The organism is Streptomyces sp. NPDC052225 (assembly GCF_040679615.1).
Lineage (GTDB): Bacteria > Actinomycetota > Actinomycetes > Streptomycetales > Streptomycetaceae > Streptomyces.
The window spans coordinates 21,189-46,366 of sequence record NZ_JBFAVD010000010.1; the positions used below are offsets into that span (position 1 = coordinate 21,189).

At 72.2% G+C, this 25,178-nt stretch carries 29 protein-coding genes; 15 read left to right on the plus strand and 14 right to left on the minus strand.

All coding sequences use genetic code 11. The features are described 5' to 3' along the window. Positions 1-15: 15 nt before the first annotated feature. The 5 genes from AB0L37_RS16815 to AB0L37_RS16835 are packed head-to-tail and all read right to left on the minus strand — an operon-like array spanning position 16 to position 5,220. Positions 16-1,539, minus strand: a complete 1,524-nt coding sequence (locus tag AB0L37_RS16815) for an MFS transporter (RefSeq protein ID WP_365505146.1) — start codon at positions 1,537-1,539, stop codon at positions 16-18. 48 nt (positions 1,540-1,587) lie between these two features. Beyond that, entirely contained in the window at positions 1,588-2,901 is a 1,314-nt protein-coding gene (locus AB0L37_RS16820) for an aldehyde dehydrogenase family protein (protein ID WP_365505148.1), read from the minus strand. 5 nt (positions 2,902-2,906) lie between these two features. Further along, positions 2,907-3,920 carry an NADP-dependent oxidoreductase gene (locus AB0L37_RS16825; RefSeq protein ID WP_365505150.1) on the minus strand — a complete coding sequence of 338 codons (1,014 nt, stop codon included), beginning with the start codon at positions 3,918-3,920 and terminating at the stop codon, positions 2,907-2,909. 41 nt (positions 3,921-3,961) lie between these two features. After that, entirely contained in the window at positions 3,962-4,519 is a 558-nt protein-coding gene (locus tag AB0L37_RS16830) for a TetR/AcrR family transcriptional regulator (protein ID WP_365505152.1), read from the minus strand. 5 nt (positions 4,520-4,524) lie between these two features. Continuing rightward, positions 4,525-5,220, minus strand: a complete 696-nt coding sequence (locus AB0L37_RS16835) for a type 1 glutamine amidotransferase domain-containing protein (RefSeq protein WP_365505154.1) — start codon at positions 5,218-5,220, stop codon at positions 4,525-4,527. 237 nt (positions 5,221-5,457) lie between these two features. On the opposite strand from AB0L37_RS16835, the gene AB0L37_RS16840 reads away from it, so the two are divergent. Together AB0L37_RS16840 and AB0L37_RS16845 are read left to right on the plus strand one after the other, a co-directional pair. Then, a complete protein-coding gene (locus tag AB0L37_RS16840; RefSeq protein ID WP_365505156.1) occupies positions 5,458-6,402 on the plus strand; it encodes a LysR family transcriptional regulator in 945 nt (314 codons plus the stop codon). A 217-nt stretch (positions 6,403-6,619) separates the two neighbouring features. Next, complete coding sequence (locus AB0L37_RS16845) at positions 6,620-7,243, plus strand: PadR family transcriptional regulator (RefSeq protein ID WP_365505158.1); 624 nt, start codon at positions 6,620-6,622, stop codon at positions 7,241-7,243. Positions 7,244-7,361: 118 nt separating this feature from the next. Here AB0L37_RS16845 and AB0L37_RS16850 read toward each other — a convergent pair whose 3' ends face one another. Further along, on the minus strand, positions 7,362-7,790 hold the full coding sequence (locus tag AB0L37_RS16850) for an SRPBCC family protein (protein WP_365505160.1): 429 nt from the start codon (positions 7,788-7,790) through the stop codon (positions 7,362-7,364). Positions 7,791-7,938: 148 nt separating this feature from the next. Then, on the minus strand, positions 7,939-8,127 hold the full coding sequence (locus AB0L37_RS16855) for a hypothetical protein (protein ID WP_365505162.1): 189 nt from the start codon (positions 8,125-8,127) through the stop codon (positions 7,939-7,941). A 199-nt stretch (positions 8,128-8,326) separates the two neighbouring features. Between AB0L37_RS16855 and AB0L37_RS16860 the strand changes: the two genes are divergently transcribed. The 3 genes from AB0L37_RS16860 (at position 8,327) to AB0L37_RS16870 (ending at position 11,150) form a co-directional block, all read left to right on the plus strand. Further along, positions 8,327-8,839, plus strand: a complete 513-nt coding sequence (locus AB0L37_RS16860; RefSeq protein WP_365505164.1) for a Clp protease N-terminal domain-containing protein — start codon at positions 8,327-8,329, stop codon at positions 8,837-8,839. 76 nt (positions 8,840-8,915) lie between these two features. Continuing rightward, the gene (locus AB0L37_RS16865; RefSeq protein ID WP_365505166.1) at positions 8,916-9,935 is read left to right on the plus strand and encodes an EamA family transporter; all 1,020 of its coding nucleotides are present in this window, start codon (positions 8,916-8,918) and stop codon (positions 9,933-9,935) included. Between the two features lie 264 nt (positions 9,936-10,199). Then, positions 10,200-11,150, plus strand: a complete 951-nt coding sequence (locus AB0L37_RS16870) for a DMT family transporter (protein WP_365505630.1) — start codon at positions 10,200-10,202, stop codon at positions 11,148-11,150. Position 11,151: 1 nt separating this feature from the next. On the opposite strand, the gene AB0L37_RS16875 is transcribed toward AB0L37_RS16870, so the two are convergent. After that, the gene (locus AB0L37_RS16875; RefSeq protein ID WP_365505168.1) at positions 11,152-11,811 is read right to left on the minus strand and encodes an FMN-binding negative transcriptional regulator; all 660 of its coding nucleotides are present in this window, start codon (positions 11,809-11,811) and stop codon (positions 11,152-11,154) included. Further along, positions 11,811-12,512, minus strand: coding sequence for a pyridoxamine 5'-phosphate oxidase family protein (locus AB0L37_RS16880; RefSeq protein ID WP_365505170.1), 702 nt, complete (start codon positions 12,510-12,512; stop codon positions 11,811-11,813). Before AB0L37_RS16880 ends, AB0L37_RS16875 begins: the two co-directional genes overlap by 1 nt. A 37-nt stretch (positions 12,513-12,549) precedes the next feature. Here AB0L37_RS16880 and AB0L37_RS16885 point away from each other — a divergent pair, with 37 nt between their 5' ends. Beyond that, the gene (locus tag AB0L37_RS16885) at positions 12,550-13,881 is read left to right on the plus strand and encodes an aminotransferase class I/II-fold pyridoxal phosphate-dependent enzyme (protein ID WP_365505172.1); all 1,332 of its coding nucleotides are present in this window, start codon (positions 12,550-12,552) and stop codon (positions 13,879-13,881) included. Here AB0L37_RS16885 and AB0L37_RS16890 read toward each other — a convergent pair. Further along, on the minus strand, positions 13,872-14,834 hold the full coding sequence (locus AB0L37_RS16890; RefSeq protein WP_365505174.1) for a DMT family transporter: 963 nt from the start codon (positions 14,832-14,834) through the stop codon (positions 13,872-13,874). The genes AB0L37_RS16885 and AB0L37_RS16890 overlap by 10 nt on opposite strands. A 74-nt stretch (positions 14,835-14,908) precedes the next feature. On the opposite strand from AB0L37_RS16890, the gene AB0L37_RS16895 reads away from it, so the two are divergent. Beyond that, positions 14,909-15,829 (plus strand): LysR family transcriptional regulator, encoded by a 921-nt coding sequence (locus tag AB0L37_RS16895; RefSeq protein WP_365505176.1) that lies wholly within the window; start codon positions 14,909-14,911, stop codon positions 15,827-15,829. Positions 15,830-15,832: 3 nt separating this feature from the next. On the opposite strand, the gene AB0L37_RS16900 is transcribed toward AB0L37_RS16895, so the two are convergent. Continuing rightward, a complete protein-coding gene (locus AB0L37_RS16900) occupies positions 15,833-16,300 on the minus strand; it encodes a pyridoxamine 5'-phosphate oxidase family protein (RefSeq protein ID WP_365505178.1) in 468 nt (155 codons plus the stop codon). A gap of 119 nt (positions 16,301-16,419) precedes the next feature. On the opposite strand from AB0L37_RS16900, the gene AB0L37_RS16905 reads away from it, so the two are divergent. Beyond that, complete coding sequence (locus AB0L37_RS16905) at positions 16,420-17,061, plus strand: cysteine hydrolase (RefSeq protein WP_365505180.1); 642 nt, start codon at positions 16,420-16,422, stop codon at positions 17,059-17,061. Here AB0L37_RS16905 and AB0L37_RS16910 read toward each other — a convergent pair. Next, complete coding sequence (locus AB0L37_RS16910) at positions 17,048-17,506, minus strand: Rieske (2Fe-2S) protein (RefSeq protein WP_365505182.1); 459 nt, start codon at positions 17,504-17,506, stop codon at positions 17,048-17,050. The two genes, AB0L37_RS16905 and AB0L37_RS16910, sit on opposite strands and share 14 nt — an antisense overlap. Before the next feature lie 168 nt (positions 17,507-17,674). After that, positions 17,675-18,418, minus strand: coding sequence for a GntR family transcriptional regulator (locus AB0L37_RS16915; RefSeq protein ID WP_365505184.1), 744 nt, complete (start codon positions 18,416-18,418; stop codon positions 17,675-17,677). Between the two features lie 147 nt (positions 18,419-18,565). Here AB0L37_RS16915 and AB0L37_RS16920 point away from each other — a divergent pair, with 147 nt between their 5' ends. The 7 genes from AB0L37_RS16920 (at position 18,566) to AB0L37_RS16950 (ending at position 24,590) form a co-directional block, all read left to right on the plus strand. Beyond that, positions 18,566-19,381 carry a HipA family kinase gene (locus tag AB0L37_RS16920; RefSeq protein WP_365505186.1) on the plus strand — a complete coding sequence of 272 codons (816 nt, stop codon included), beginning with the start codon at positions 18,566-18,568 and terminating at the stop codon, positions 19,379-19,381. Beyond that, a complete protein-coding gene (locus AB0L37_RS16925) occupies positions 19,374-19,757 on the plus strand; it encodes a DUF3037 domain-containing protein (protein WP_365505188.1) in 384 nt (127 codons plus the stop codon). Before AB0L37_RS16920 ends, AB0L37_RS16925 begins: the two co-directional genes overlap by 8 nt. Before the next feature lie 133 nt (positions 19,758-19,890). Beyond that, positions 19,891-20,652, plus strand: a complete 762-nt coding sequence (gene fabG / locus AB0L37_RS16930; RefSeq protein WP_365505190.1) for a 3-oxoacyl-ACP reductase FabG — start codon at positions 19,891-19,893, stop codon at positions 20,650-20,652. Positions 20,653-20,669: 17 nt separating this feature from the next. Beyond that, on the plus strand, positions 20,670-21,437 hold the full coding sequence (locus AB0L37_RS16935) for an SDR family oxidoreductase (protein WP_365505192.1): 768 nt from the start codon (positions 20,670-20,672) through the stop codon (positions 21,435-21,437). A 45-nt stretch (positions 21,438-21,482) separates the two neighbouring features. After that, positions 21,483-23,159 (plus strand): ABC transporter substrate-binding protein, encoded by a 1,677-nt coding sequence (locus AB0L37_RS16940; RefSeq protein WP_365505194.1) that lies wholly within the window; start codon positions 21,483-21,485, stop codon positions 23,157-23,159. Positions 23,160-23,253: 94 nt separating this feature from the next. Then, positions 23,254-23,937 (plus strand): uracil-DNA glycosylase, encoded by a 684-nt coding sequence (locus AB0L37_RS16945; RefSeq protein WP_365505196.1) that lies wholly within the window; start codon positions 23,254-23,256, stop codon positions 23,935-23,937. Between the two features lie 83 nt (positions 23,938-24,020). After that, positions 24,021-24,590, plus strand: coding sequence for a hypothetical protein (locus tag AB0L37_RS16950; protein ID WP_365505198.1), 570 nt, complete (start codon positions 24,021-24,023; stop codon positions 24,588-24,590). Between the two features lie 105 nt (positions 24,591-24,695). On the opposite strand, the gene AB0L37_RS16955 is transcribed toward AB0L37_RS16950, so the two are convergent. Then, positions 24,696-25,160, minus strand: a complete 465-nt coding sequence (locus tag AB0L37_RS16955) for a hypothetical protein (protein WP_365505200.1) — start codon at positions 25,158-25,160, stop codon at positions 24,696-24,698. Between the last annotated feature and the right edge of the window lie 18 nt (positions 25,161-25,178).

Here is a 25,178-nt window from a genome sequence, read left to right on the forward strand (position 1 = left end):
CCACCCCTCTTCCGCTCAGGCCTGGCGGACCGGCTCGGCCGCGCCCTGGGGGGTCTCGGCCGGGGTGCTCTTCGCGGCCCGGACGAGCTTGGTGTGGCGGCCGTCGTCGATGCGCAGGCCCGTGAGGGCGGTGACGGTGACGAGTGCGAAGGCCACGGCGCCGACCACGAACGCGGTGGTGTACTGCGCCTCTTCGGGGAGGGCGGGGACACCGGAGGGCAGGCCCTTGATCAGGTTCGCCGTGAGCAGCGAGGTGATGACGGCGCTGCCGATGGAGCTGCCGACCGAGCGGGCGATGGAGTTGATGCCGTTGGCGATGCCGCTCTGGTGCACCGGCACACCGGCCACGATGAACGCGGGCAGCGAGGCCAGGCCGAAGCTGACGGCGATGCCCGTGAGCATGCCGGCGGCGATGATCGACCCGGTGTTCCCGTGCTGCAGCGCCAGCCATACGTAGCCGAGGACGCCGAAGACGCCGCCGGCCGCGAGCGTGATCCGGCCGCCGACGCGGCGGACCAGGACACCGGCGATCTGCGCGCCCACGAGGGAGGCGGCCGTGGAGGGCAGCAGGTAGGTGACGGCCGCGGACAGGACGGAGGCGGTGAAGCCGTAGCCGGCCAGCGCGGTCGGCGTCTGCACCAGGTACGAGGTGGCGATGAACTGGGTGAACATGCCGAAGCCCAGGAGCAGTCCGGCGATGTTCGTGAACAGCACGGGCCGCAGCACGAACATCTTCATGTCGACGAGCGGTTCGCGGACCCGGCGTTCGACGACCACCCAGACGCCCGCCATGACGACGGCCGCCGCGAAGAGCGTGATCGTACGAGTGGATCCCCAACCCCACGTGTTGCCCTGGGAGATGGGCAGCAGGAACAGGACGAGCGTGGCCGCGAGCGCGCCCGCGCCGAGCCAGTCCGTACGACCGCCGTGCGGCTTCGGCGAGGGCGGTACGACGACGGCCGCGACCGCGAGGGCGAGCGCGGACAGCACGGTGGCCAGCCAGAAGACGTGGTGGTAGTCGGGGTTGTCGCCCTGGGTGAGCAGCCCCGCGCCGACGAGGGCGAGCCCGCTGCCGACGGCGAGGGTGCCGCTGACCAGGCCCATCGCGCCGGGCAGCCGGTGCGGCGGGAGTTCGTCGCGCAGCACGGACAGCGCGAGCGGGAAGATCGCGGTGGCGGCGCCCTGCATCGCGCGGGCGGTGAGCAGCAGCGGCAGGGAGTCGGTGGTCGCGGCGAGCACCGAGCCGACGACCGTCAGGGCGAGCACGCCGAGCAGCACGGGCCGCTTGCCGCGCTGGTCGCCGAGCCGTCCGAGCAGCGGGGTGAACACGGCGGCGGAAAGCAGGGTCGCCGTGGTGAGCCAACTGGCCGACGAGGTGGTGATGTCGAGGTCCTGCTCGATGATGGCGAGGATCGGGACCACGAGGGTCTGCATCATCGATACGACCATCGCGGCGAGGCCCAGGGCCAGGACGAGGCCGGTGCCCGCACGCCGGGACCCGGATCTTTCGGGGGCGGCGTGCCGGGGGTGGGGAGGCATGGGTGTGCTCTTTCGGATCTGTGGGGGAGTTGGGGAGTGGGGTGCGGTTCAGCTCAGCGGGACGTCGAGACGGGCCCGGCGGTGGCTGAACGCGGCGATGGAGTGCGGGCCGTGGTAGGCGCCCGTCCCGGACTCGCCGACTCCGCCGAACGGCAGGTCGGGGACCCGGAGATGGGCCATCGGCAGGCCGAGCCCGAGACCGCCGGACGATGTCTCGGCCGCGAGGCGCCGCCGCGTCGTCTCGTTCTCGGTGAAGCCGTACAGGGCGAGGGGCTTGTCGCGGTCGTTGATGAAGGCGATGGCCTCGTCCAGGCCGGCGACCTCGACGATCGGCAGCACGGGGCCGAAGATCTCCTCCCGCATGACCGGGGTGTCGCCCTTCACGGCGGCGAGCACCGTGGGGGCGATGTACAGGTCGTCGCGGTCGGTGCGCCCGCCGACGGCCACCTCGCCGGAGTCGAGCAGCGCGGCGACCCGGTCGAAGTGCCGCTGGTTGACGAGACGCCCGTACGCGTCGGAGGACTGCGGGTCGGCGCCGAAGAGCCGCTCGACGGATGCGGCGAGAGCGACCTGGAGGGCGGCCGACGTCGCGGGGTCGGTCAGGACGTAGTCGGGGGCGACGCACGTCTGGCCCGCGTTGCGGAACTTGGCGTCGGCCAGGCGGTCGGCCACCATGGACACATCGGTGTCGCGGTCGACGAACACCGGTGATTTGCCGCCGAGTTCGAGGGTGACCGGCGTGAGGTGCTCGGCGGCGGCCCGCATCACGATGCGGCCCACGGTGCCGTTGCCGGTGTAGAAGATGTGGTCGAAGCGGTGCGTGAGCAGCTCCGTGGTCTCGGGAACGCCGCCCTCGACGACGGCGACCGCCCCGGGGTCCAGGTACCGCGGGACCAGACGGGCCATCAACGCGGAGGTGGCCGGGGCGAGTTCGCTCGGCTTGAGCAGGACGGTGTTGCCCGCGGCGAGCGCCCCCGCGACGGGCACGAGGGAGAGCTGGACCGGGTAGTTCCACGGGGCGATGACGAGGACGGTGCCCAGCGGCTCGTACTGCGTGCCGGCGGTGGTGCCGTCCGGCAGGCCCGCGAGAGATTCGGCTGTGAGGGGCTGCGGGGCGAGCCACGTGTCGAGGTGAGCGAGGGTGTGGTCGATCTCCAGGACCGGGAGGTCCACCTCGGCCCCGTACGACTCGGGGCGCGGCTTGTGCAGATCGGCGTGGAGCGCGTCCGCGATGGCCTCCCGGTTCTCGGTGAACAGGGCGCGCAGCGCGGTCAGTTGGGCCTTGCGCCAGGCCAGGGGGCGGGTGCGGCCCGAACGGAACGTGTCGCGCAGGACGTCGACGACGGCGGAGATGTCGGTCATGGAGATCAGTCCTTCGGGAGACGGACGAGCATCTTGCCCGTGTTGGCGCCGCGCATCATGGCCCCGAACGCCTCGAAGGCGTGGTCGATGCCGTCCACGACGGTCTCGTCGGCGACGAGGGACCCGTCGGCGAGCCAGCCGCCGGCCTGCCGCGCGAACTCGGGCATCAGGTGGAAGTGGTCGCTGACGTTCATGCCGCGCAGGTTGACGCGCTTGCCGATGGCGAGCGGCAGGTGCGGCGGCCCGGCGGGCAGCTCGGTGGCGTTGTACATGGAGATGGCGCCGACCATCGCGACGCGTCCGCGCAGGTTCATGACCTGGAGCGCGGCGTCGAGGTGGTCGCCGCCGACGTTGTCGAGGTAGACGTCGACGCCGTTCGGCGCGGCCGCGGCCAACTGCCCGGCGATGTCTCCGGCGCGGTAGTCGAGCCCGGTGTCGAAGCCGTACTCCTCGGTGAGCCGCTTGACCTTGTCGGGGCCGCCGGCCGAGCCGATGACCTGCGAGGCGCCCAGCTTGCGGGCCAGCTGTCCGGCGACCGAGCCGACGGCGCCCGCGGCGCCGGAGATGAAGACGACGTCGCCCTCCTCGACCGGGGCGACCTCCTTGAGGGACGCCCACGCGGTCAGCCCGGTGGTGCCGAGAACACCCAAGTAGGCCTGGGCGGGCGCCAGGTGCGTGTCGACGACCTGGACCTGGTCGGCGCTGAGGAGCGCGTACTCGCGCCAGCCGAGGAAGTGCGTGACGGTCGCGCCGACCGGGACATCGGCGGTCTGCGAGGCGACGACCGTGCCGACGGCGGTGCCGGTCATCGGCTCGTTCAGGCCGAAGGGCGGCAGGTAGGACTCGCGGTCGTCCATGCGTCCGCGCATGTACGGGTCGACGGAGAGGAAGTCGTTGCGGACGACGACCTGCCCCGGGCCCGGGTCCGCCAGGGTGGTGGTGACGAGGGCGACGTCGGAGACGGTGGGCTCGCCGACGGGGCGGGCCACGAGGTGCCATTCACGGCTGGAAAAAGACATGGTGATCCTCTGAAAGGTGCAGCAGGGGTGAAAAGGGGAGGTCAGCGCGGGGGCGCGCCGATCAGACCGGTCACGAGGGCGTCCGACGCCGGGGGCAGCAGCTCCCGGGCGTCCTTCGTGCGCTCCAGGCCCATGACGAGCGCGATGCAGATGTCCGCGGCTCGCGCGGGTCCGAGTCCGGCGACGGTGCCGGATTCGGTGAACAGGCCGGTGAGCAGGGTGCGCAGCTCGGCGACGAAGGACGTGCAGATGTCGCTGAGCAGACGGACCTTCTCGTCGAGGAGCTCGGCGGTGTGCGGGGAGTCCCCGGACAGGTCGAGTACGAGGTCGAGTTTGGCGGTGAGCACCCCGCGGACCCGGTCGGCGTGGGGCAGAGCGGTGTCGGCCGCCGCCCTGCGGGCCCGGACGAGCGCCTGCTCGTACAGCCGCTCGGCGAGCCGCCGGACCGCGTCGTCCTTGTTGCGCACGTACTGGTAGACCGCGGACCGGGACACGCCCATGGCGCCGGCGATGTCGTCCATCGTGGTGCGCCGTACGCCGTACCTGGTCAGGCAGTCGTACGTCGCGTCGAGGACCTCGTCGAGCCGGTCGGTTCCCATGGCGGTCAGGCCAGCTTCTTGAGCAGTTCGGCGGCGAGCGGCGCGGACGAGGCGGGGTTCTGGCCGGTGACGAGGTTGCCGTCGACGACGACGTGGGGCAGCCACGGCTCGGCGGCCTCGACGTGCACACCGGCCTCGACGAGGCGGGTCTCCAGGAGCCACTTCGCCCGGTCGGCGAACCCGCCCTGGACCTCCTCCTCGTTGGTGAACGCGGCCACGTCGCGGCCGGCGAACGCGTTCGTGCCGTCGCTCCTGGTGGCGGCGAGCAGTGCGGCCGGCCCGTGGCAGACCACGCCGAGCGGCTTGCCGCTGTCCAGGGCCAGGGTGAGGAGCCTGCCGGAATCGGCGTCGACGGCGAGGTCCTCCATCGGGCCGTGGCCGCCGGGGTAGAAGACCGCCGCGTAGTCGTCGAGCCGCACGTCCGCCAGGCGGATCGGCGACCGGAGTTCGGTGAACGCGGCGAGAGCGGCCGTGACCTGGTCGGCGCCCTCCTGGCCGCCGTTGACCTCGGGCGCGAGGCTGCCCCGGTCGACGGTGGGGACGACGCCGCCCGGGGTGGCGACGACGATCTCGTGACCGGCGGCCTTGAACGCCTCGTAGGGGGCGACGGCCTCCTCGGCCCAGAAGCCGGTGGGGTGCCGCGTGCCGTCGGCCAGCGTCCAGTGGTCGGCGCCGGTCAGTACGAAAAGGATCTTCGACATGAGTGTTCTTCTCTGAGGTTCTGAGGGGGAGGCCGGTCGACACGGTGGGCAGGGTCGGCACGGCTGACGTTCTGCGTCCGAAGTGTCAGTTCGGCGATGTCCTCGAACGTAGGCCTCGCGTCCGGCGGTGACCAATGACAGGTCCAATACCTGCCATAGGAAACCTCATGGATCCGGCGGAATAGGGCCATAGGCCGCCGAAGGCGGGTATGGGGGGAGTCTTCTAGGCTCCGGAGTGTGATCCAGAGCAACTCCGGCGGCCCGGCCGAGGCCCCGCCCTCGGCCCCGCCCGACCTCAACCTCCTGCGCACCTTCCTCGCCGTCTACCGCTTCGGGTCCTTCACCGCGGCGGCGCAGGCGCTGGGGCTGTCGCAGCCCACGGTCACCCTGCAGATCCGCAACCTGGAGCGGCAGACCCGGCGCGAGCTGTTCGAGCGACTGCCCCGGGGTGTCGCCCCGACGGCGGTCGCCGACGAGCTGGCCGCCCGTATCGCCGCGCCCTTCGACGCGCTCGCCGTGGCGGCGGGACATGGCTCGGGCGAGGGGGCGCGCGCCGAACCCGTGCACCTGGCGGGGCCCGCCGAGCTGCTGTCCGCCTTCGTGCTCCCGGCCCTCGCACCGCTCGTCGCCGAGGGGGTGCGGCTGCGGGTGACCCTCGGCCTGACCGAGCCGCTCCTGGACGAGCTGCGTGCCGGACGCCACGACCTGGTCGTCTCCACGACGCGGCCCCGCGGGCGATCCCTGGACTGGGTGCTGTTCGCGGACGAGGAGTTCGTCCTGGTCGCCGCTCCGGTGTGGGCCGACCGGATCGCGGAGCCGCTGGCCGCGCAGGGCCCCGGCGTTCTGCACACCGTGCCGCTCGTCGCGTACGCGGAGGACCTGCCCATGGTCCGTCGCTACTGGCGGCACGTCTTCGGCGAGCGCCTGACCGGGCGTGCCGCCGTCACCGTGCCCGACCTGCGGGCCGTGAAGTCCACGGTCGTCGCGGGCGCCGGATTCGGCGTGCTGCCGCGCTACCTGTGCGAGGCGGAACTGGCCTCGGGCGCGCTGGTCCTCCTCGACGACCCCGAGGACCCGCCGATCAACACCGGCTACCTCGTGCAGCGTCCGGGCGTCTCCACGAACCCCGACGTCGAGCGCGTACGCGACCATCTCGCGGCGGCGGCCCGGGCCTCCTGCTGACGCGGCTTTCCTCAGCCGTCCAGAGGCCGAACCAGCCGTACGGCCGCGGGTGCCGGGTCTCGGCTCCGCGTGGCAGTGGTCGGGCAAGGGGTTGTCATGCGAACAGTTCCGATATATCGTTGAGGCATCGCGATCGGTTGATGATCGCGTTCAACGATATGAGTGATCCGGATTCAGGTCCGGATCGCCGTGAACAGTCAGGAAAGGACTGATTCTCATGCGTACCCATGGATACGAACACGGACATGGACATCACGGCCACCACGGGCCGCACGCGGAAGGCCGCGGCGGCTTCGAGGGCCGGCGCGCGTTCGGGCCCTTCGGGCCCGGCGGGTTCGGTCCCGGCGGCGGCCCCGGCCCCTGGGGCGGGCGCGGGCGCGGTGGCGGCGGGCCTCGTGGACGGGCGCGGCGCGGTGACGTGCGGGCCTCGATCCTGGCCCTGCTCAAGGACCGCTCGATGCACGGCTATGAAATGATCCAGGAGATCGCCGAGCGCAGCGGCGGCGCGTGGAAGCCGAGCCCCGGCTCGGTCTACCCGACGCTCCAGCTGCTGGAGGACGAGGGCCTGATCGTCAGCGCCAGCGAGGCCGGCAAGAAGCTCTTCTCGCTCACCGACGCCGGTCGCACCGCCGCCGACGAGGGGCCCGACGCCCCGTGGGAGGAGGCCGGTCGCGGCGTCGACTGGGAGGCCATGAACGAGATCCGGCAGGCCGGCTTCGGTCTGATGGAGGCGTTCGGGCAGGTCTGGAAGACCGGGAGCAAGGAGCAGCGCGACAAGGCGCTGTCCGTCATCACCGACGCGCGCAAGAAGCTGTACCTGATCCTCGCCGACGAGGACTGAGCCCCATGCGGGCTCAGCCGGACGGCAGAGCGAACAGAACGAAGAAGAGGCGTCCCGTGCGCGATGTGCGGGGCGCCTCTTCGTGTGCGTACGGGGTCAGGTTCGTGCGCGTACGGGGTCAGGCGGTCAGGCCGGCCAGTTTGCGCAGCGACTCGTTGAGCGCCGCGGTCGCCGAGTCCTTCAGCTTGCCCGCCATGAGCGAGACCGCGGCGCCGGTGAACTCGCCGTCGATGCGGACCGTCGTGGCGTCGCCGTCCGGGGTGAGGGTGTAGCGGGTGCCGACGTTCACGCCCATCGGGCCCTTGCCCCTGATCGCGAGGGTGCGGGCCGCTTCCAGGTCCTCGACGGTCCAGGTGACCTCGGCCGGGAAGCCCATCAGCTTCATGTTCTCCTCGAACTGCCCGCCGACCTCGAGGGAGGCCGGGGCGCCCTTGGGGAAGTTCGTGTGGGTGGCGTTCCACTCCCCGTACCGGGAGAAGTCGGTGAGCGTCGCCCAGACCTTCTCGGTGGGCGCGTCGATGCGTGCTTCCGCGCTGACTTCGGCCATGCGGCCACCCCTTTGTGTCGAGAACTGCGTCGAGAGCCCGGTGTCGCGGTGTCGCGGTGTCACGGTGTCGCTTCGTCGCGGAACGTAGCCGTAAGGGCTCGAACATTCAATACTGATGAACCGTCAGGAATGGTCGCGGCCGCGGCGCTCAGCCCACGCGTTCGATCTCCGCGGCGTCGAAGAGGTCGTACGCGCGCGGGTACGGCCCCTCGTCGTGGCAGTGCCAGGCCTCCCAGAACAGGTCGGCGAGCAACGCGTCGTCCGGGGCGTACACGCGGTACACGTAACACCGGCCGTCGATCGCGGGCAGGGCCACGAGCCAGCACCTGCTCTCCATGACTGTGACGGACGAGCGGCGCGGGGGTCGTGGTTGCGCTCGGGGCGCGGGGCAAGGCGGTGCGCGCCCCTCGGGGACGAACGGCGCGATCTCATCCGTAAGGAGGAGGAGGCGATCGTCCGTGCCCACCTTGTGTCGGACGCGAAGATGGTTCCCCGCGGGGATGTTCGTGTGGATCCGGCCTGATGGGGTGGGGTACGTGCAAAGCCCTACCCCGTCGGACGCATCCGCGCACGGCCGTACCCGCGAAGAAGAGCCGCTCGACGTGCCGCTCACCGACGAGCTGGCGGCGGTGGTCGCGGGGGCCCGGCGCCGGGCGGTGCGGGACGGGGACCGGCAGATCGACACCGCGCACCTGCTGCACTCCCTCCTGGAGACCGATCCCGAGGTGCGCGACGCCTTCGCCGACGGCGGGCAGGTCGCCAAGCTCCTCGGCTATCTCGTGCAGCGCAGCATCGGCTACGGGCTCCAGTGGCAGGGTGCCGTCGAGGACTCCGGCGCCGTGCCGGTCGTCGGGGGCGCCCCGGGCTGGTCGCCCGTCGCGGCCGCCGCGATGGAGGCGGGCGCCGAGCGCGCCGTGCTCCGGGGCGACGGCCGGGCCCGTGGCGTGGACGTGCTGGCGGCGCTCGCGGACGACGGAGAGTCCCGGGCCGTCGAGGTGCTCGGCCGGGCCGGGGTCGATGTGGGGCAATTGCGACAGCGGCTCCACTGACCCTGCCAGGGGCTCGGTTCCATCTGATGAGACAGGGGTCATCGGGGGTGACGCTCCTGACCGGTCCTGTCATGATGTGCCGGTGCAGGGGTCAAAGGGGTCTCAGGGACATCAGGAAACCGGCGGTCGCGGCTTCGGGCTCGGGCTCGCCCTGGTCTCCGCGCTCGCCTTCGGCGGTTCGGGGGTGGCCGCGAAACCGCTGATCGAAGCGGGGCTCGACTCCCTCTACGTGGTGTGGCTGCGGGTCGCGGGCGCCGCGCTCGTGATGCTGCCCGTCGCCTGGCGGCACCGGGCTCTGGTGCGCAGCCGGCCGCTGCTGCTCGCCGGATTCGGACTGCTCGCCGTCGCCGGCGTCCAGGCTTGCTACTTCGCGGCGATCTCGCGTATCCCGGTCGGCGTCGCCCTGCTCATCGAGTACCTGGCGCCCGCGCTCGTCCTCGGCTGGGTCCGGTTCGTGCAGCGCAAGCCGGTGACGCGGGCCGCCGCGCTCGGTGTCGTCCTCGCGGTCGGCGGTCTCGCCTGCGTCGTCGAGGTCTGGTCCGGGCTGAGCTTCGACGCGCTCGGACTGCTGCTCGCGCTCGGCGCCGCCTGCTGCCAGGTCGGCTACTTCGTCCTGTCCGACCAGGGCAGCGACGCGGGGTCCTCCGGGGGCGAGGTGCCGGACCCGCTCGGCGTCATCGCGTACGGGCTGCTCATCGGCGCCGTCGTGCTCACCGTCATCGCGCGGCCCTGGGGCATGGACTGGTCGGTGCTCGCGGGCAGCGCCTCCATGAACGGGACGTCGGTGCCGGCCTGGCTGCTGCTGTGCTGGATCGTGCTGCTCGCCACGGTCGTCGCCTACATCACCGGAGTGGTGTCGGTGCGGAAGCTGTCGCCGCAGGTGGCCGGGGTCGTGGCCTGCCTGGAGGCGGTCATCGCGACCGTGCTGGCCTGGATCCTGCTGGGCGAGCACCTGTCGGCGCCGCAATTGTTCGGCGGGGCGGTCGTGCTGGTCGGGGCGTTCATCGCGCAGTCGTCGAAGCCGGCGCGGACGCCCGAGGACCCGGCCGCGGCCCAGCCGGAAAACGCGTTGTCCCGGTCCGGGGGTGCTGTCTAAGGTGCGGATCATGCATGCGTGTTGGCTGATTCTTCCGCCGCCGGTCCGCTGAGCGGCCTCGGACGGGTGCCGGTCGTCCTCTGAGACGGCCGGCCCGCCGGGGTCCCGTGCGGGCCGTCGGTGCGCCCGGGGAGTGAGTGTCACCTCCCCGGGCCGGACACGGCTGTCCGCCGTCGACGGTCCGTGTCCCCGGCCCCCGCCGTCCGTGCGGGGCCCTCTTCCGTGGAGAACCACGTGTCGAACGCTGTCTCGGCCGGCTCTGCCGTGCCTGCTGTCCCTTCTGCCGAAAGCTCTCTCGCCGCGCCTGAACCGCCGGTCGCGCGCGGCCTGTTGTACCTGATCGTCGCCGGTGTCGCCTGGGGCACCGCGGGCGCCGCCGCCTCCCTCGTGTTCCGGGTGAGCGACCTCGGGCCCGCCGCCCTGTCGTTCTGGCGGTGCGCGGGCGGGCTCGTGCTGCTGCTCGCGGCGCGGCTGTTTCGTCGTACGCCCGTCGCGGCGTCCCGTGAGCCGCGGGGCCGCAAAGCCGTCCGCCTGGCCGTGCTCGGGCTCGCGCTCGCCGTGTTCCAGACCGCGTACTTCGCCGCGGTCGGCGTGACCGGGCTCGCCGTCGCCACCGTCGTCACGCTGGGCGCGGGGCCTGTGCTCATCGCGGTCGGCGCCCGGCTTCTGATGGGGGAGCGGCTCGGCGCCGGCGGTCTCGTCGCCGTCGGGGGCGCGCTCGCCGGACTCGCCGTCCTGGTCCTCGGCGGCGGGGGCGCGACCGTGCGGCCGGCAGGGGTGGCGTGGGCCGTCGCGTCCGCGGCGGGGTACGCGGTGATGACGCTGCTCACCCGCTGGTTCGGGCGCGACGGGCGCAGCGGCGATCAACTCGGCACGACCGTGGGCACGTTCGCGGTCGCGTCGCTCGCGCTGCTGCCGTTCGGGGCGGCCGAGGGCCTCGTGGTGCGGACGGACCACGTCCTGGAGACGCTGGGTCTGCTGGCGTACGTCGCGTCGGTGCCGACCGCGCTCGCCTACGCCCTGTACTTCGCGGGCGCGGCCGTCGTGCGCTCCGCGACCGTGTCCGTGATCATGCTGCTCGAACCGGTCGGGGCCGCCCTGATCGCCGTGACCCTGCTGGGCGAGCGGCTCACGGCGGCGACCGTGGCGGGCACGGCTCTGATGCTGGCCGCGGTGGCGGGCCTCGCGGTGGCGGAGGCCCGGTCCACGGCGTGAACTACGCGTCCTCGCGGCGGCGGCGCTGCATCGCCAGGGCGCCGGCGTCGCGGGGGCCGCCGCGTTCGGCGAGGCCCTGTGCGATGCGGTCCTTGACCTCTTCCGGCTTGTGGCCCGCGTACTTGAACTTGGCGCGTACGTCGGTCACCCGCAGGCGCAGGACCCGGATGCCGGGCAGCATGCGGCCGTACGGGGCTTCGCCGGCGGCGACCGGGACCGAGGTGCCGGGTTCCTGGAAGTGGCCGACCTGGCGGTTCAGGAGCTCGGCCTTCAGCTCCGGGTCGTCCACCACCTCGGCGGTGCAGCGGAGTTGGACCGCGGTGTAGACGCTGGTCGGCGTCCCGTGCTCGGCCGGGACGCCGGGTGGCGCCTGCCACGGGCCCGGGACGAACGCGTAGTCGTCGACGACACTGAGCAGCACATCGGGGTTCGCCGCGAGCGCCGGCCACACCGGGTTGGGGCGGGCGAGGTGGGCTACCACCTCGCCGAATCCGGTCCCGGCCCCGGCCCCGGAGCCGGGCGCGTACGCGAAGTGCATCGGCTGCACGAAGGGCGGCTCGCCCGGCAGTCCGTTCACCGCGAGCTGCCCGAAGTCGTGGGCGGCGAGCCACTGTTGCCACTCGGCGGCGTCGCGCGCGGCGTCCCAGGGGTGGATCAGCATCACAGGTCCCGCAGGTAGGCGGGGACCTCGATGCCGTCGCTCAGGTCGGCGTCCGGGAGCAGCGTGCCGTAGGCGCGCCGGAGCGGGACCACGCCGGCCCAGTGCGGCAGGGCGAGGTCCTCGGGCTCGTCGTTCACGCCGCCGGTGCGCACCTTCGCCGAGACCTCCGCGAGGTCGAGGCTGAGCACGGCCGTCGCCGCGAGCTCCTTCGCGTTCGCGGGCCGCGAGTCGGCGGACCGGCCCGGCACCACGTGGTCGACCAGCGCGTCGAGCGCGAGCCGCTTCTCGTCCGGGTCGGTGACCTGGTGCGCGGTGCCGTGGACCACCACGGAGCGGTAGTTGATGGAGTGGTGGAACGCGGACCGGGCGAGGACCAGGCCGTCCACATGCGTCACCGTGAGACAGACCGCGAGGCCCGGGTCCTGCTGTCCGGCCATCCGCAGCGGCCGCGAACCCGTCGAGCCGTGCACGTAGAGCCGCTCGCCCACCCGCCCGTACAGCGTAGGCAGCACGACCGGGGCGCCGTCGCGCACGAAGCCGAGGTGGCAGACGTACGCCTCGTCGAGTATCGCGTGCACCGCTTCCTTGTCGTAGGCGGCGCGTTCCTTGGAGCGGGTCGGCACCGTGCGCTCGGTCGGCGCGTACGCGTCGGCGGGGGACTGGTCCTGGGTCTGCCGGGGCTCCTGGGCAGCGACACTCATGTTGCGTACTCCATTGCATTAGTGCAAACTGTGTTTTGTGCTAGGAGAGTATCCGATCAAAGGGCGTCGCGCAGCAGAGATTTCCGCGAGCGTCGAACGCGCGGTGGCCGACGGCGGCCTGGAGCCGGGTCAACTGCTGCCTCCGATGCGGGAGTTGGCCGAGCGGCTCGGGGTGAACCCCAACACGGTCGCGGCCGCGTACCGGACCCTGCGCGAGCGCGGGGTCATCGAGACGGCCGGGCGGCGCGGCAGTCGCGTACGCCCGAAGCCGGCGACGACCGCGCGCGAGCACATCCGGGTGGACGTGCCGGACGGCGTACGGGACGTGGCGGACGGGAATCCCGACACCGCGCTGCTGCCCTCGCTGGTCGAGGCGTTCACGGCCGCGGCGACCGTCGCCGACAAGGAGCCGGTCCTCTACGGGGACGACTCCCTGGAGCCGGAGCTGGTCCGCCGCGCGCGGGCCGGGTTCGACGCCGACGGGGTGCCCGCGGGGGCCGTCGCGGTGGCGGCCGGGTCGCTCGACGCGATCGAGCGGGTGCTCGCGGTGCACCTCAAGGCGGGGGACGCGGTCGCCGTCGAGGACCCGGGCTGGGGCAGCATGCTCGACCTCGTGCCGGCGCTCGGACTGCGGGTCGTCCCGGTCGGCGTCGACGACGACGGGCCGCTGCCGGACGACGTGGAGCGGGCGCTGCGCGACGGCGCGCGGGCCCTCGTGGTGACCGACCGCGCGCAGAACCCGACCGGGGCGGCGGTGAGTCCGGCGCGGGCGAACGCGCTGCGCGAGGTCCTCGCCGCGCACCGGGAGGTCCTGCTCATCGAGGACGACCACGGGCACGGCATCGTCGATCTGCCGCTGCACCCGCTGGCCGGGGTCACGCACCACTGGGCGTTCGTGCGCTCGGTGGCCAAGGCGTACGGGCCCGATCTGCGGCTCGCCGTCCTCACCGGCGACGCCGACACGGTCGACCGGGTGCGCGGCAGGCAGCGGCTCGGCCCCGGCTGGGTCAGCCGCATCGTGCAGCGGGCGGTCGCGGGACTGTGGGCGGACGGCGCCGTCGACCCCCCGGCGGTCGCGGCCTCGTACGGGAAGCGGCGCGACGCCCTGATCGCGGCGCTCGCCGAGCGGGGCGTCGAGGCGCACGGGCGCAGCGGCATGAACGTGTGGATCCCCGTGCCGGACGAGACCGGCGCGGTGGCGCGACTGCTGCACGCGGGGTGGGCGGTCGCGCCCGGGGCCCGGTTCCGGATGAACGCGGGACCGGGGGTGCGGATCACCGTGTCGCGCCTCGGCATGGACGACATCGGGCCGGTGGCCGACGCTGTCGCGTCCGCCACCGGCCCGGCGCCGGTCAGGCACTACGCCTGAGGTGGCGTTTCCTTGCGGACGCGGGGCCGCGACTGGGTGAGCGCGGCGCCCGCAAGGACGATCACGGCGCCGACCGGCGTCGACCAGCTCAGCGACTCGCCGAGCACGGCGACGCCGGCGGCGGTCGCGATGACCGGGACGAAGTAGGTGACCATCTGCGCCGTCGTCGGGCCGACCTCGGCGACCAGGCCGTACTGGATGAGGAACGCCAGGCCGGTGCCGAGTGTGCCCAGGGCGGCGATCGCCAGCAGCGGCACGACGGAGAACCGGTGCGGCCAGGACGTGAACAGCGGGGTGACGACGGCCAGTTGGACGGTGGCCAGGAGCAGCTGGGCGCCGATCATCGACAGGTGCGAGTTGCCGGTGTTCGCCAGCGTGCGGCGGACGTAGATCCAGCCGACCGGGTAGCTGAGCGAGGCGAGCAGTGCCAGCGCCGTGCCGGTCACGTCCAGGCCGTGGAAGCCCTGCCAGACACCGAGGACCGTGAGGACTCCGAGGAAGCCGATGCCGAGGCCCGCGACCCGGCGCCGGGTCGGCCGGTCCTCGGAGAGGGCGACCAGGGAGAGCGCCATGCCCCACAGCGGGGACGTCGCGTTGCAGATGCCGGCCAGCGTCGAGGGGATCGACTCCTCGGCGAAGGCGAACAGGGAGAAAGGGAGGGCGTTGAGCAGGAGCGCCGCGACCGCCAGATGCCTCCAGGTACGGGCGCCGCGCGGCAGGCCCTCGCGCTTCACGGCCATCGCCGCCGCGACCACCAGCGTGCCGAACAGCAGCCGCCCGAACGTCACTTGGAGTGGGGCGTAGCCGTCCGTGCCCACCTTGATGAGGAGAAAGCTGAAGCCCCAGATGAGGGCGAGTACGCCGAACCGCAGGCGCCAGTCGAGGGTGCGGCGGGAGGGGGCGGTCGTGATGCCGGTCGTGACGCCGGTGCCGGGCGCGGTGACGGTGCTCATGGCGTAAGCGTGCCGCCCGCCTTCCTCGTAGCACAAGCGAGATTTCTTGCTCGGTATCGCTTAGTATCGCTTACATGTTGAATCTGGAGCGGCTGCGCGTGCTCGACGCGCTCGCCCGGTACGGCTCGGTCAGCGGCGCCGCCGAGGCGCTGCACGTCACGACGTCCGCCGTCTCGCAGCAGATGTCGAAACTGGAGCGCGAGGCGGGCCAGCAGCTCCTCGCCAAGCACGGGCGCGGCGTGCGGCTCACCGACGCGGGGCGGCTGCTCGCCGAGCACTCCGCGCGGATCCTGTCCCAGGTCGAGCTGGCCCAGGCCGACCTGGAGGCGCAGCGCGGTCAGGTCGTGGGGGAGCTGCGGCTCTCCGCGTTCCCGACGGCCGCGCGCGGACTGTTCCCCGCCGCGCTCTCCGCGCTGCGCCGCGCTCACCCCCAACTGCGCGTGCGTTCGCAGGAGTTGGAGCCGGAGGCCGCGGTCGCCGGAGTGATGCGCGGCGACCTCGACCTGGCCGTCGTCCTGGACTGGTACAACAAGCCGATGCCGCTGCCCGACGGCCTGGCCAAGGCGAGCATCATGGACGACCCGGCCGACGTCGCCATGCCCGTCGGCCATCCGCTCGCGGGCCGCGCCGAGGTCGGCCTCGAGGACTTCGCGGACGACGAGTGGATCACCTGGGGCGAGGGCGAGTTCTGCCACGAGTGGCTGCTCTTCACCCTGCGCGCCAAGGGCATCGAACCGCAGGTCGGCCATCGCGCCGCCGAGACCCACACCCAACTCGGCCTGGTGGCCGCAGGGCTGGGCGTGTGCGTGGCCCCTCTTCTCGGCCGCAATCCGGTGCCGGAGGGCGTGGTGACGGTCCCCGTCCGCCAGCAGGTGCGACGCCATGTCTACGTGGTCTGGCGCACGGACGCCGACCGGCGGCCGTCGATCAGGGCCGCGGTCGACGCGCTGCAGAAGGCCGGGGCGGATCTGGGACGCCTGGCGGGCCCCGCCTGACGGCTACAGCCCCGCGAGCTTCCGGAAGTCCCACGACGCGATCTTGTCCGGGGTGAGCCGGGCCCAGGCGTGCCGCCCGTCGTACACCATCTCCGGCATGCCGAAATTCTTCTGCGCGAACTGCTTCTCGGCGGCGTCGAGTTCGGGGCACGGCTCGCCCGTACGGGGAGACTCCCCGACGAACTCGACGCGCCCGGACAGCTCGACGCCACGCAGTTCCCCGTACTCCTCGCCCGCGTCGACCACCACCGCGATCCGCCCGTCGGCCCGCAGATCGGCCCAACGGCGGCTGCGGGACAGGGAGTACAGCCACAGCGACGTGCCGTCCCACAGGAACCAGAGCGGGCTGACATGCGGAGTGCCGTCCGGTGACACCGTGGCGACACGACAGGTGCGCTGCTCGGCGAGGAACGCCTCCAGCTCCTGCGGCGTCATCATGATCCTGCGGCCCCGGCGCTGGCTGTCGGCCATGTGCGCTCCCTCATCCCTGAATTGACGCTACGTCAGATGGCAGCATGCGGCCTCTTCCGTCCGCGCGCAATGCTGGTTAGGGTCCAGCAGCCCGAAGTCGCCGACGTTCAGGGGGAGTCATGCCGTCGCAGGAGGAACTGGCCGACCTGCTCGACCCGGCGAGCACGGTGCTACTGACCGTCGAGTGCCAGCAAGGGGTCGTCGGCACCGACAGCGCGCTGCCCGAACTCGCCAAGGAGGCACGGTCGTCGGGCGCGCTCGCCCGGATCGCCCGGCTCGTCGCCGCCGCCCACGAGAGCGGGGTGCAGGTGATGCACGCCGTCGCCGAACGCCGCCCCGACGGCCGCGGCGCCAACCGCAACGGGCGCCTCTTCCGCGCCGCCGAACGCCTCCCCGTACAACAGCTGTCGGGATCGAAGGCGGTGCGGATCGCGCCCCCGATCGAGGTCGCGGACGAGGACATCGTCGTACGGCGGCTGCACGGACTCTCCCCGATCGCCGGCACCGACGTCGACCCTCTCCTGCGCAACCTCGGCTGCCGCACGCTGCTCGTCACCGGCGTCTCCGCCAACGTAGCGATACCCAACGCCGTCTTCGACGCCGTGAACCTCGGCTACACCGTCGCCGTCCCGCGGGACGCGATCGCCGGGGTGCCCTCCGACTACACCCCGGCGATGATCCGCAACACCCTCGCCCTGGTCGCCACGGTCACGACGGCACAGGACGTGCTGCGGGCGTGGAAGCAGCCTAGGCGAGGCTGATCGAGTCCCCGCTCGTCGTGATCTTCTTCTCGCCGAGCGGCTGCGTCGCGGGGCCGTGCTTCACGCTGCCGTCCTCGATCGAGAACTTGCTGCCGTGGCACGGGCAGTTGATGGTGCCGCCCTCGACCTTGGTCACCGGGCACTGCTTGTGCGTGCAGATGTTGGTGAACCCCTTGAACTGCCCCTTCGTCGGCTGCGTCACCACGACCCCCGCGTCGGCGAAGATCTTGCCGCCGCCCTCCGGGATGTCCGAGGTCTTGGCGAGTTCCTGTCCCTGCTCGTCGCCGCCCGACGACGCGTTGCCCGCGGGCGCGGACGTGTCGCTGTCCGAGTCGCTGCCGCACGCGGTGAGCGCCGCGGCGATCCCGACGGCACCGACCGCCGCGACGACGCTGCGGCGGGACGGGGAGGGGCCGAGCGGAGCGGTCTCCTGTGAAGCAGTCATGCTGTGCGTTCCCTTCGATGGGCCGGGCCTGGATCCGTGGCGGCTTTCCTGTACGTACGGGCCGTGATCCCGTGACGTTCAACCACTCTGCGATCTTTTGGCCGGGGCTCCCGCCCATCGGCGTCGTGGGGCCCGTCCTGTCACCCCATCGAGGGAGTTGTCGGCGCGTCAGCGGGCCGCGACGGTCATCTCGAAGGAATAGCGCGAGGCCCGGTAGACATGCGTGCCGTACTCGACCGGCGTCCCGGCGTCGTCGTACGCGGTGCGCGTCATGGTCAGCAGCGTGGCGCCGCGGGTCTCGTCGAGCAGCTTGGCCTCGGCGGCGGTCGCCCGCCGGGCCCCGATGGCCTGCCGGGCCGAGCGCAGATCCACGCCGGAGCCGCGTAGCAGCTGGTACAGGCCGCCCTCGGCCAGGGCCTCGGCGGTCACGGCGACCAGGCCGGCCGGAAGGTGATTGCGCATCAGCGCGATGGGCTGGTCGTCGGCGAACCGGAGCCGCTCCACGGCCAGGACGTCGGCGCCCTCGTCGAGCCGCAGGGCCGCCGCGACCTCGGCGTCGGCCGGCCGGGTCGCCACCGAGAGCACCGTGGTCCGCGGGTGGCGGTCGTCGCGCTCCAGGTCCTCGTACAGGCTGGAGAACTCGACATGGCGGCGGATCCGGTTGGTGACGACCTGGGTGCCCACCCCGCGCTTGCGGGCGAGGAGGCCCTTGTCGACGAGGTGCTGCATGGCCTGCCGCATGGTCGGGCGGGAGAGCCCGAACTGGTCGGCGAGCGCGATCTCGTTGCTCAGCCGGGTGCCGGGCGGCAGCACGCCGGACTCGATGAGCTGTTGCAGTTGCTGAGCGAACTGGAAGTACAGCGGGACCGGGCTGCTCCGGTCGATGGTGATCAGCTTGGCGATCGACTCCACGTCACCCTCCAGGGCGCTGCTGCGAAACGACGACAGTATGCCGCACTCCTCAGTAAGCCCGCACGTCCGTACGTGCATATGTCAGGACAAGGCCAGGGCTGCGGTCCACGGTCCGGGGGCGCGCCCGTGGCCGTATAGCCTCGGACGATGCTGGCAGAAGTTGCAGTGACCCGATATGTCACGCCCTTGCGCGAGGGCGGATCGTTGCCCGGACTGGTGGAAGCGGACGACCTCGCTCCGTACGTCATGAAGTTCACCGGCGCGGGGCAGGGCCGCAAGACGCTCGTCGCCGAGGTGATCTGCGGGCGGCTCGCCCGGCGGCTCGGCTTCCGGGTGCCCGATCTCGTCGCCCTCGACCTCGACCCGGTCATCGGCCTGGGCGAACCCGATCCGGAGGTGCAGGAGCTGCTCAAGGCGAGCGGCGGCACCAACCTCGGGATGCGGTTCCTGCCGCGCGCGCTCGGCTTCGACCCGCTCGCGTACACCGTCGATCCGCTGGAGGCCGGGCGGATCGTCTGGTTCGACGCGCTGATCAACAACGTCGACCGGTCCTGGCGCAACCCCAACATGCTGGTCTGGCAGGGGGACTTGTGGCTCATCGACCACGGGGCCTCCATGATCTGGCACCACAACTGGCGCGGCGCGGCCGCCTGGGCGGGCAAGGCGTACGACGCCGGTGACCACGCCCTCGCGCCGTTCGGGCCCGACGTCGCCGCGGCCGCCACCGCACTCGCGCCGCTCGTGACCGCAGAGACGCTCGCCGATGCGGCCGCCGCCGTGCCCGACGTGTGGCTCGTCGACGAGCCCGGGTTCGACGGCCCGGACGCGGTGCGCCGCGCGTACGTCGAGACGCTGCTCGAACGCGCCGCCACCATCCATGAACGGATCGCGCTGCCCGAGCGCGCCGCGAGCAGCACCCGGCGGACGCCGGGCTGGGTGACCGAGGAGCCGGCCGGTGAGTGAGCGTCACGTCTTCGAGTACGCCCTGCTGCGCGTGGTGCCGCGCATCGAGCGCGGGGAGCAGATGAACGCCGGCGTGATCGTGTACTGCCGCGCAAAGTCCTACGTCACCGCGCTCACCCACCTCGACGAGGCGCGGCTGCGCGCGCTGGACCCCGAGGCCGACGTGGCCGGGGTGCGCGCGCTGCTCGGCGCCGTCGAGCGGCACTGTGCCGGGGGAGACGCCGCAGGTCAGGCCGGTGAGGACGATGCCGGCCGGCGCTACCGCTGGCTTGTCGCGCCGCGCTCGACCGTGGTGCAGCCGGGGCCCGTGCACACCGGCCTGACCGCAGATCCGGCCGCGGAGGCGGAGCGTCTGCTCGACCTGTTGGTGCGCTGAGTGATCAGGGGCACCCGGTGGGTACGTTGACACCGGGTGCCAGGGCTTCTAGCGTCACACGCACAGGGTACTAAGCGGTCGCTCACCTCATCCGGGGTGTGGCCGCACCTCTAGGGCGAGGAGACCGAAGAGCATGTCCACCACTGAGCAGCGCGTAGCGATCGTCACGGGAGCCGCGCGCGGCATCGGCGCCGCGACCGCGATCCGTCTGGCCGAAGAGGGCCGCGCCGTCGCCGTGATCGACCTCGACGAGGCCGCTTGCAAGGACACCGTCGAGAAGATCACCGCCGCCGGTGGCAAGGCCCTTGCCGTCGGCTGCGACGTCGCCGACGAGGCGCAGGTCGAGGCCGCCGTCGCGCGCATCGCGCAGGAGCTCGGCGCGCCGACCATCCTGGTCAACAACGCCGGTGTGCTCCGCGACAACCTGCTGTTCAAGATGAGCGCCCTGGACTGGGACACCGTCATGAACGTGCACCTGCGCGGCGCGTTCCTGATGGCGAAGGCCGTCCAGAAGCACATGGTGGACGCCAAGTTCGGCCGCATCGTGAACCTGTCGTCGTCCTCGGCGCTCGGCAACCGCGGCCAGGCCAACTACGCCACCGCCAAGGCCGGTCTCCAGGGCTTCACCAAGACCCTCGCCAAGGAGCTCGGCAAGTTCGGCGTCACCGCCAACGCCGTCGCCCCCGGCTTCATCGTCACCGAGATGACCAAGGCCACCGCCGAGCGCGTCGGCATGGGCTTCGAGGAGTTCCAGGCCGCGGCCGCCACGCAGATCCCGGTGCAGCGCGTCGGCAAGCCCGAGGACATCGCCAACGCCATCGCCTTCTTCACCGGCGAGGCCGCCGGCTTCGTCTCCGGCCAGGTCATGTACGTGGCCGGCGGGCCGCTCAACTAAGGCCGGGGGACACCGACATGAGCACTGCTGAACTCCCTGCGCTGTCCGGGAACGTCGCCCTCGTCACCGGCGCCAGCCGCGGCATCGGCTACGGCATCGCCGAGGCCCTCGTCGCGCGCGGCGACCGCGTCTGCATCACCGGCCGCGGCGAGGACGCCCTCAAGGAGGCCGTCGAGGCCCTCGGCTCCGAGCGCGTCATCTACGTGGCGGGCAAGGCGCACGACGAGGCGCACCAGGCCGCTGCCGTCGAGCGCACCATGGAGGCGTTCGGCCGGGTCGACTTCCTGGTCAACAACGCCGGTACGAACCCGGTGTTCGGGCCGATCGCCGAGCTGGACCTGAACGTGGCACGCAAGGTCTTCGAGACCAACGTGATCTCCGCGCTCGGCTTCGCGCAGCAGACGTGGAAGGCGTGGCAGAAGGAGAACGGCGGCGCGATCGTGAACATCGCGTCCGTGGCCGGCGTCTCCGCCTCGCCGTTCATCGGCGCGTACGGCATGAGCAAGGCCGCCATGGTCAACCTCACGCTCCAGCTGGCGCACGAGTTCGCGCCGAAGGTGCGGGTCAACTCGATCGCCCCGGCCGTCGTGAAGACCAAGTTCGCGCAGGCCCTGTACGAGGGCCGGGAGGCCGAGGCCGCGGCCGCCTACCCGCTGGGCCGGCTCGGCGTGCCCGAGGACATCGGCGGCGCCGCCGCGTTCCTCACCTCGGCGCAGTCCGACTGGATCACCGGGCAGACGCTCGTCGTCGACGGCGGCATCTTCCTCAACGCCGGCGTCGCCTGACGGACGGAATTTCGGGCGTCGCCCGACAAACGCCCCGCAGCTCAAATGCCCCGCCGGATCAGGCAGTTGATCCGGCGGGGCACTGCGATATGGTCTGCCGACCCATGGCAAGGCCGATCGAGGAGCGTGCGCGTGTTCAAACGGTTGCCTGCCCCCCGTACGCGGATCCGTACGGTGGCGACGACTGCGTCCATAGCCCTTCTCGCCGGCTGCGGCCTGGTGGATTCGGGAGGTGCCGAGGACGGGAAACCGATCGTCGTCGGCACCACCAGCGCCCCGAGCACCCTCGACCCGGCGGCCTCCTGGGACGGCTCGTGGGAGTTGTTCCGCAACGTGTACCAGACCCTCGTCGCCTTCCCCTCCGGCGCCGCCGAACCGGAGGCCGACGCCGCGTCGTGCGCCTTCAAGGACGGCGCCAATCGCGTCTACCACTGTGAACTGCGCGAGGGCATGCGGTTCTCCGACGGGGACGTCCTCGACGCCGAGGCCGTGAAGTACTCCATCGACCGGATCCGCGCGATCGGCGTGAAGGGCGGCCCCGAAGGGCTGCTCGGCAGCCTCGACCGGGTGGAGACCGACGGCGATCGAGACGTGACGTTTCACCTGAAGAAGCCGGACGCGACCTTCCCCTTCGTCCTCGCCACCCCGGCGATGTCGATCGTCGACCCCGACGAGTACCCCGCCACGTCGCTGCGCAAGGGCGACGAGGTGTCCGGCTCGGGCCCCTACGCGCTGCGCTCCTACCGGGCCGGCGAGAAGGCCGAACTCGTCGGCAACGCGCACTACAAGGGCTTCGCCGACCGCAAGAACAGCGCCGTGACGATCCGCTACTTCAAGGACTCCGGCGCGATGGTCGACGCCCTGAAGGCCAAGGAGATCGACGCGACCTTCCGCGGTCTCGCGGCCTCGGACGTCGTCCACCTCCAGGGCGCGGACGGCATCGAGGGCGTGCAGCTCGTCGAGGGCGCCGGCATGGAGATCAGCTACCTGGTCTTCAACCCGGACGACCGCTGGGTCGGCAAGCGCGCGGTGCGCCGGGCGATCGCGCAGGTCGTCGACCGCGGCGCCGTCGCGCACAAGATCTACCAGGACACCGTCGAACCCCTGTACTCGATGGTCCCGAAGGGCCTGGCGGGCCACACCACCGACTTCTTCGACGACTTCGGGGACCCGAGCCCGGCCAAGGCGGCGGAGATCCTCTCCAAGGCGGGGATCACGGCTCCGGTCCCGCTCACCCTCTGGTACACCACGGACCGCTACGGCTCGGCGACCGCGCCCGAATTCGCCGAGCTCAAGCGGCAGTTGGAGGCGTCGAAGCTGTTCACGGTGCAGCTCAAGAGCCGGCCCTGGAACACGTACGAGCAGGGGTACAAGGACGGCGAGTACCCGGTGTTCGGCCGCGGCTGGTTCCCCGACTTCCCCGACGCCGACAACTTCATCGCGCCGTTCGTGGGCGAGAAGAACGCGCTGAACACCCCGTACCTCTCCCCGGAGATCACCGACGAACTGCTCCCGCAGTCGCGCCGCGAGAGCGACCGGGGCGCCGTGGTCCGGCAGTTCGAGCGGGCGCAGCAGATCATGGCCGACGACGTGCGGCTGCTGCCGCTGTGGCAGGGCAAGCAGTACATCGCGGCCAGCGAGGAGATCTCCGGCGGCGAGCGGGCCCTCGACCCGTCGACGATCATGATGATGTGGGAGCTGCACCGCAAGACGAGCTGGTGACGTCCGCGCGCGGTGCGGTCCGGGGCCGCGTTGTCAGTGGGCGCCGGTAGGTTCTGGGGTGTTCGAAAGTGCCCGTACCCCGGAGGTTGTTGACGTGACCGACACCGCGATGCTGCCCGAGTCCTGGCGCGGCGTCCTCGGCGAGGAACTCCAGAAGCCCTACTTCAAGGAGCTCACCGAGTTCGTCGAGGAGGAGCGCGCCAAGGGCCCCGTGTATCCGCCGCGCGACGAGGTCTTCGCCGCGCTCGAGGCGACGCCGTACGACCGGGTCAAGGTCCTCGTCCTCGGGCAGGACCCGTACCACGGCGAGGGCCAGGGGCACGGGCTGTGCTTCTCGGTGCGGCCCGGCGTGAAGACGCCGCCCTCGCTGCGCAACATCTACAAGGAGATGCAGGCCGAGCTCGGCACCCCGATCCCGGACAACGGCTATCTGATGCCGTGGGCCGAGCAGGGCGTACTGCTGCTCAACGCGGTCCTGACGGTCCGCGCCTCCGAGGCCAACTCCCACAAGGGCAAGGGCTGGGAGAAGTTCACGGACGCCGTGATCCGCGCGGTCGCGGACCGCCCCGACCCGGCGGTCTTCGTACTGTGGGGCAACTACGCGCAGAAGAAGCTCCCGCTCATCGACACCGAGCGGCACGTCGTCGTCAAGGGCGCGCACCCCTCGCCGCTGTCCGCGAAGAAGTTCTTCGGCTCCCAGCCGTTCACGCAGATCAACGAGGCGGTCGCGGCGCAGGGCCACGAGCCGATCGACTGGGCCATCCCGAACCTGGGCTGAGCGCGGGGCCTGCCGCGCCTGAGCGGGATTGCCGGTGGCTGCGGTTAGCGTCGGAGGCTCGGCAACAGTGCTTGGAGGAGCCAGTGGCAGAACAGCGTGAGCAGGTGGCGGACGACGCCGTGATGAGCCGCATCGGGCAGGTGGTCATGCTGGCGCACGCCGGTGACCGCGAGGAGGCGCGCGACCGCTTCCTCGGCCTGTGGGCGGAGATCGGTGAGGACGGCGACCCCCTGCACCGCTGCACGCTCGCGCACTACATGGCGGACACGCAGGACGACCCGTCGGACGAGCTGGCCTGGGACCTGCGCGCCCTGTCCGCCGCCGACGGGCTCACCGAGGAGCGCCTCGCGGCCCACGAGCAGTCCCTGGCCCTGCGGGCCCTCTACCCGTCGCTGCACCTCAATCTGGCGGCGGACTATGTGAAGCTCGACCGTCCGGACGCGGCCCGCACCCACTTGCAGCGGGCGTGGGCCGTGGTGGACGCGCTGGGGGACTCCGGGACCAGCGATTACGCGGCGGGGGTGCGGGCCGCGCTGACCCGCCTGGAGCAGCGGGTCGCCGAACTGCCCGGCAGGGCGGGCGAGGACTTCGAGGACGCCGACGGGGGCCGCCCCGGCGGGGAACCGCTGGGGCCGCCCCGCGGCGGTTCGTGACGTAGGGGCTGTGCGGTGGGGAGCTGTGCGGGGACGGCCGTGCGGTGGGGGCTGGGTGGTGGGGCCGGGGTGGTAGGGCCCGGATGGTAGGGGCCTAGCGGGCCGTCAACTCCCGTACGCGTCCCGGCAGATGACGGACTGCGGGCTGTCGGGGTCCCAGCCGCCGTACTGCCGGCCGAGCGCGCAGATGTCGGTCTGACCAGGGGCTTCGGGGGCCGCGGGCGCGGTGCTCCGCTCGGCCTTGGGCGCGGCCGGTTTCGGGGCGGGCCTCGGTGGCGTACGGCGGGGTGGCGGCGCCTTGTGGTCGGGCGCGGCCGGTGTCGCGGCGCGCGGTGCGGACGGCCGGTGCGGGCGCGGGCCCTGCCGCTCCATCGCCTCGCGGGCGGGTTCCTGGACGAGCGGACGGTCGGCGTGGCCGTCGGGGCGGGGCTGCGGCGCGGTCACGGACGGCGTCGGCGGGCCCGGGGCGGTCGGCGTGCGGACACTGACGCATCCGGACGCGGTGGCGGCGGTGACGGCGGCGGCCGCGGCGGTCAGCAGGATCGTGGCCGGGCTGGACTTTCTGAGCACCGGGCAACTCTCCTGTAC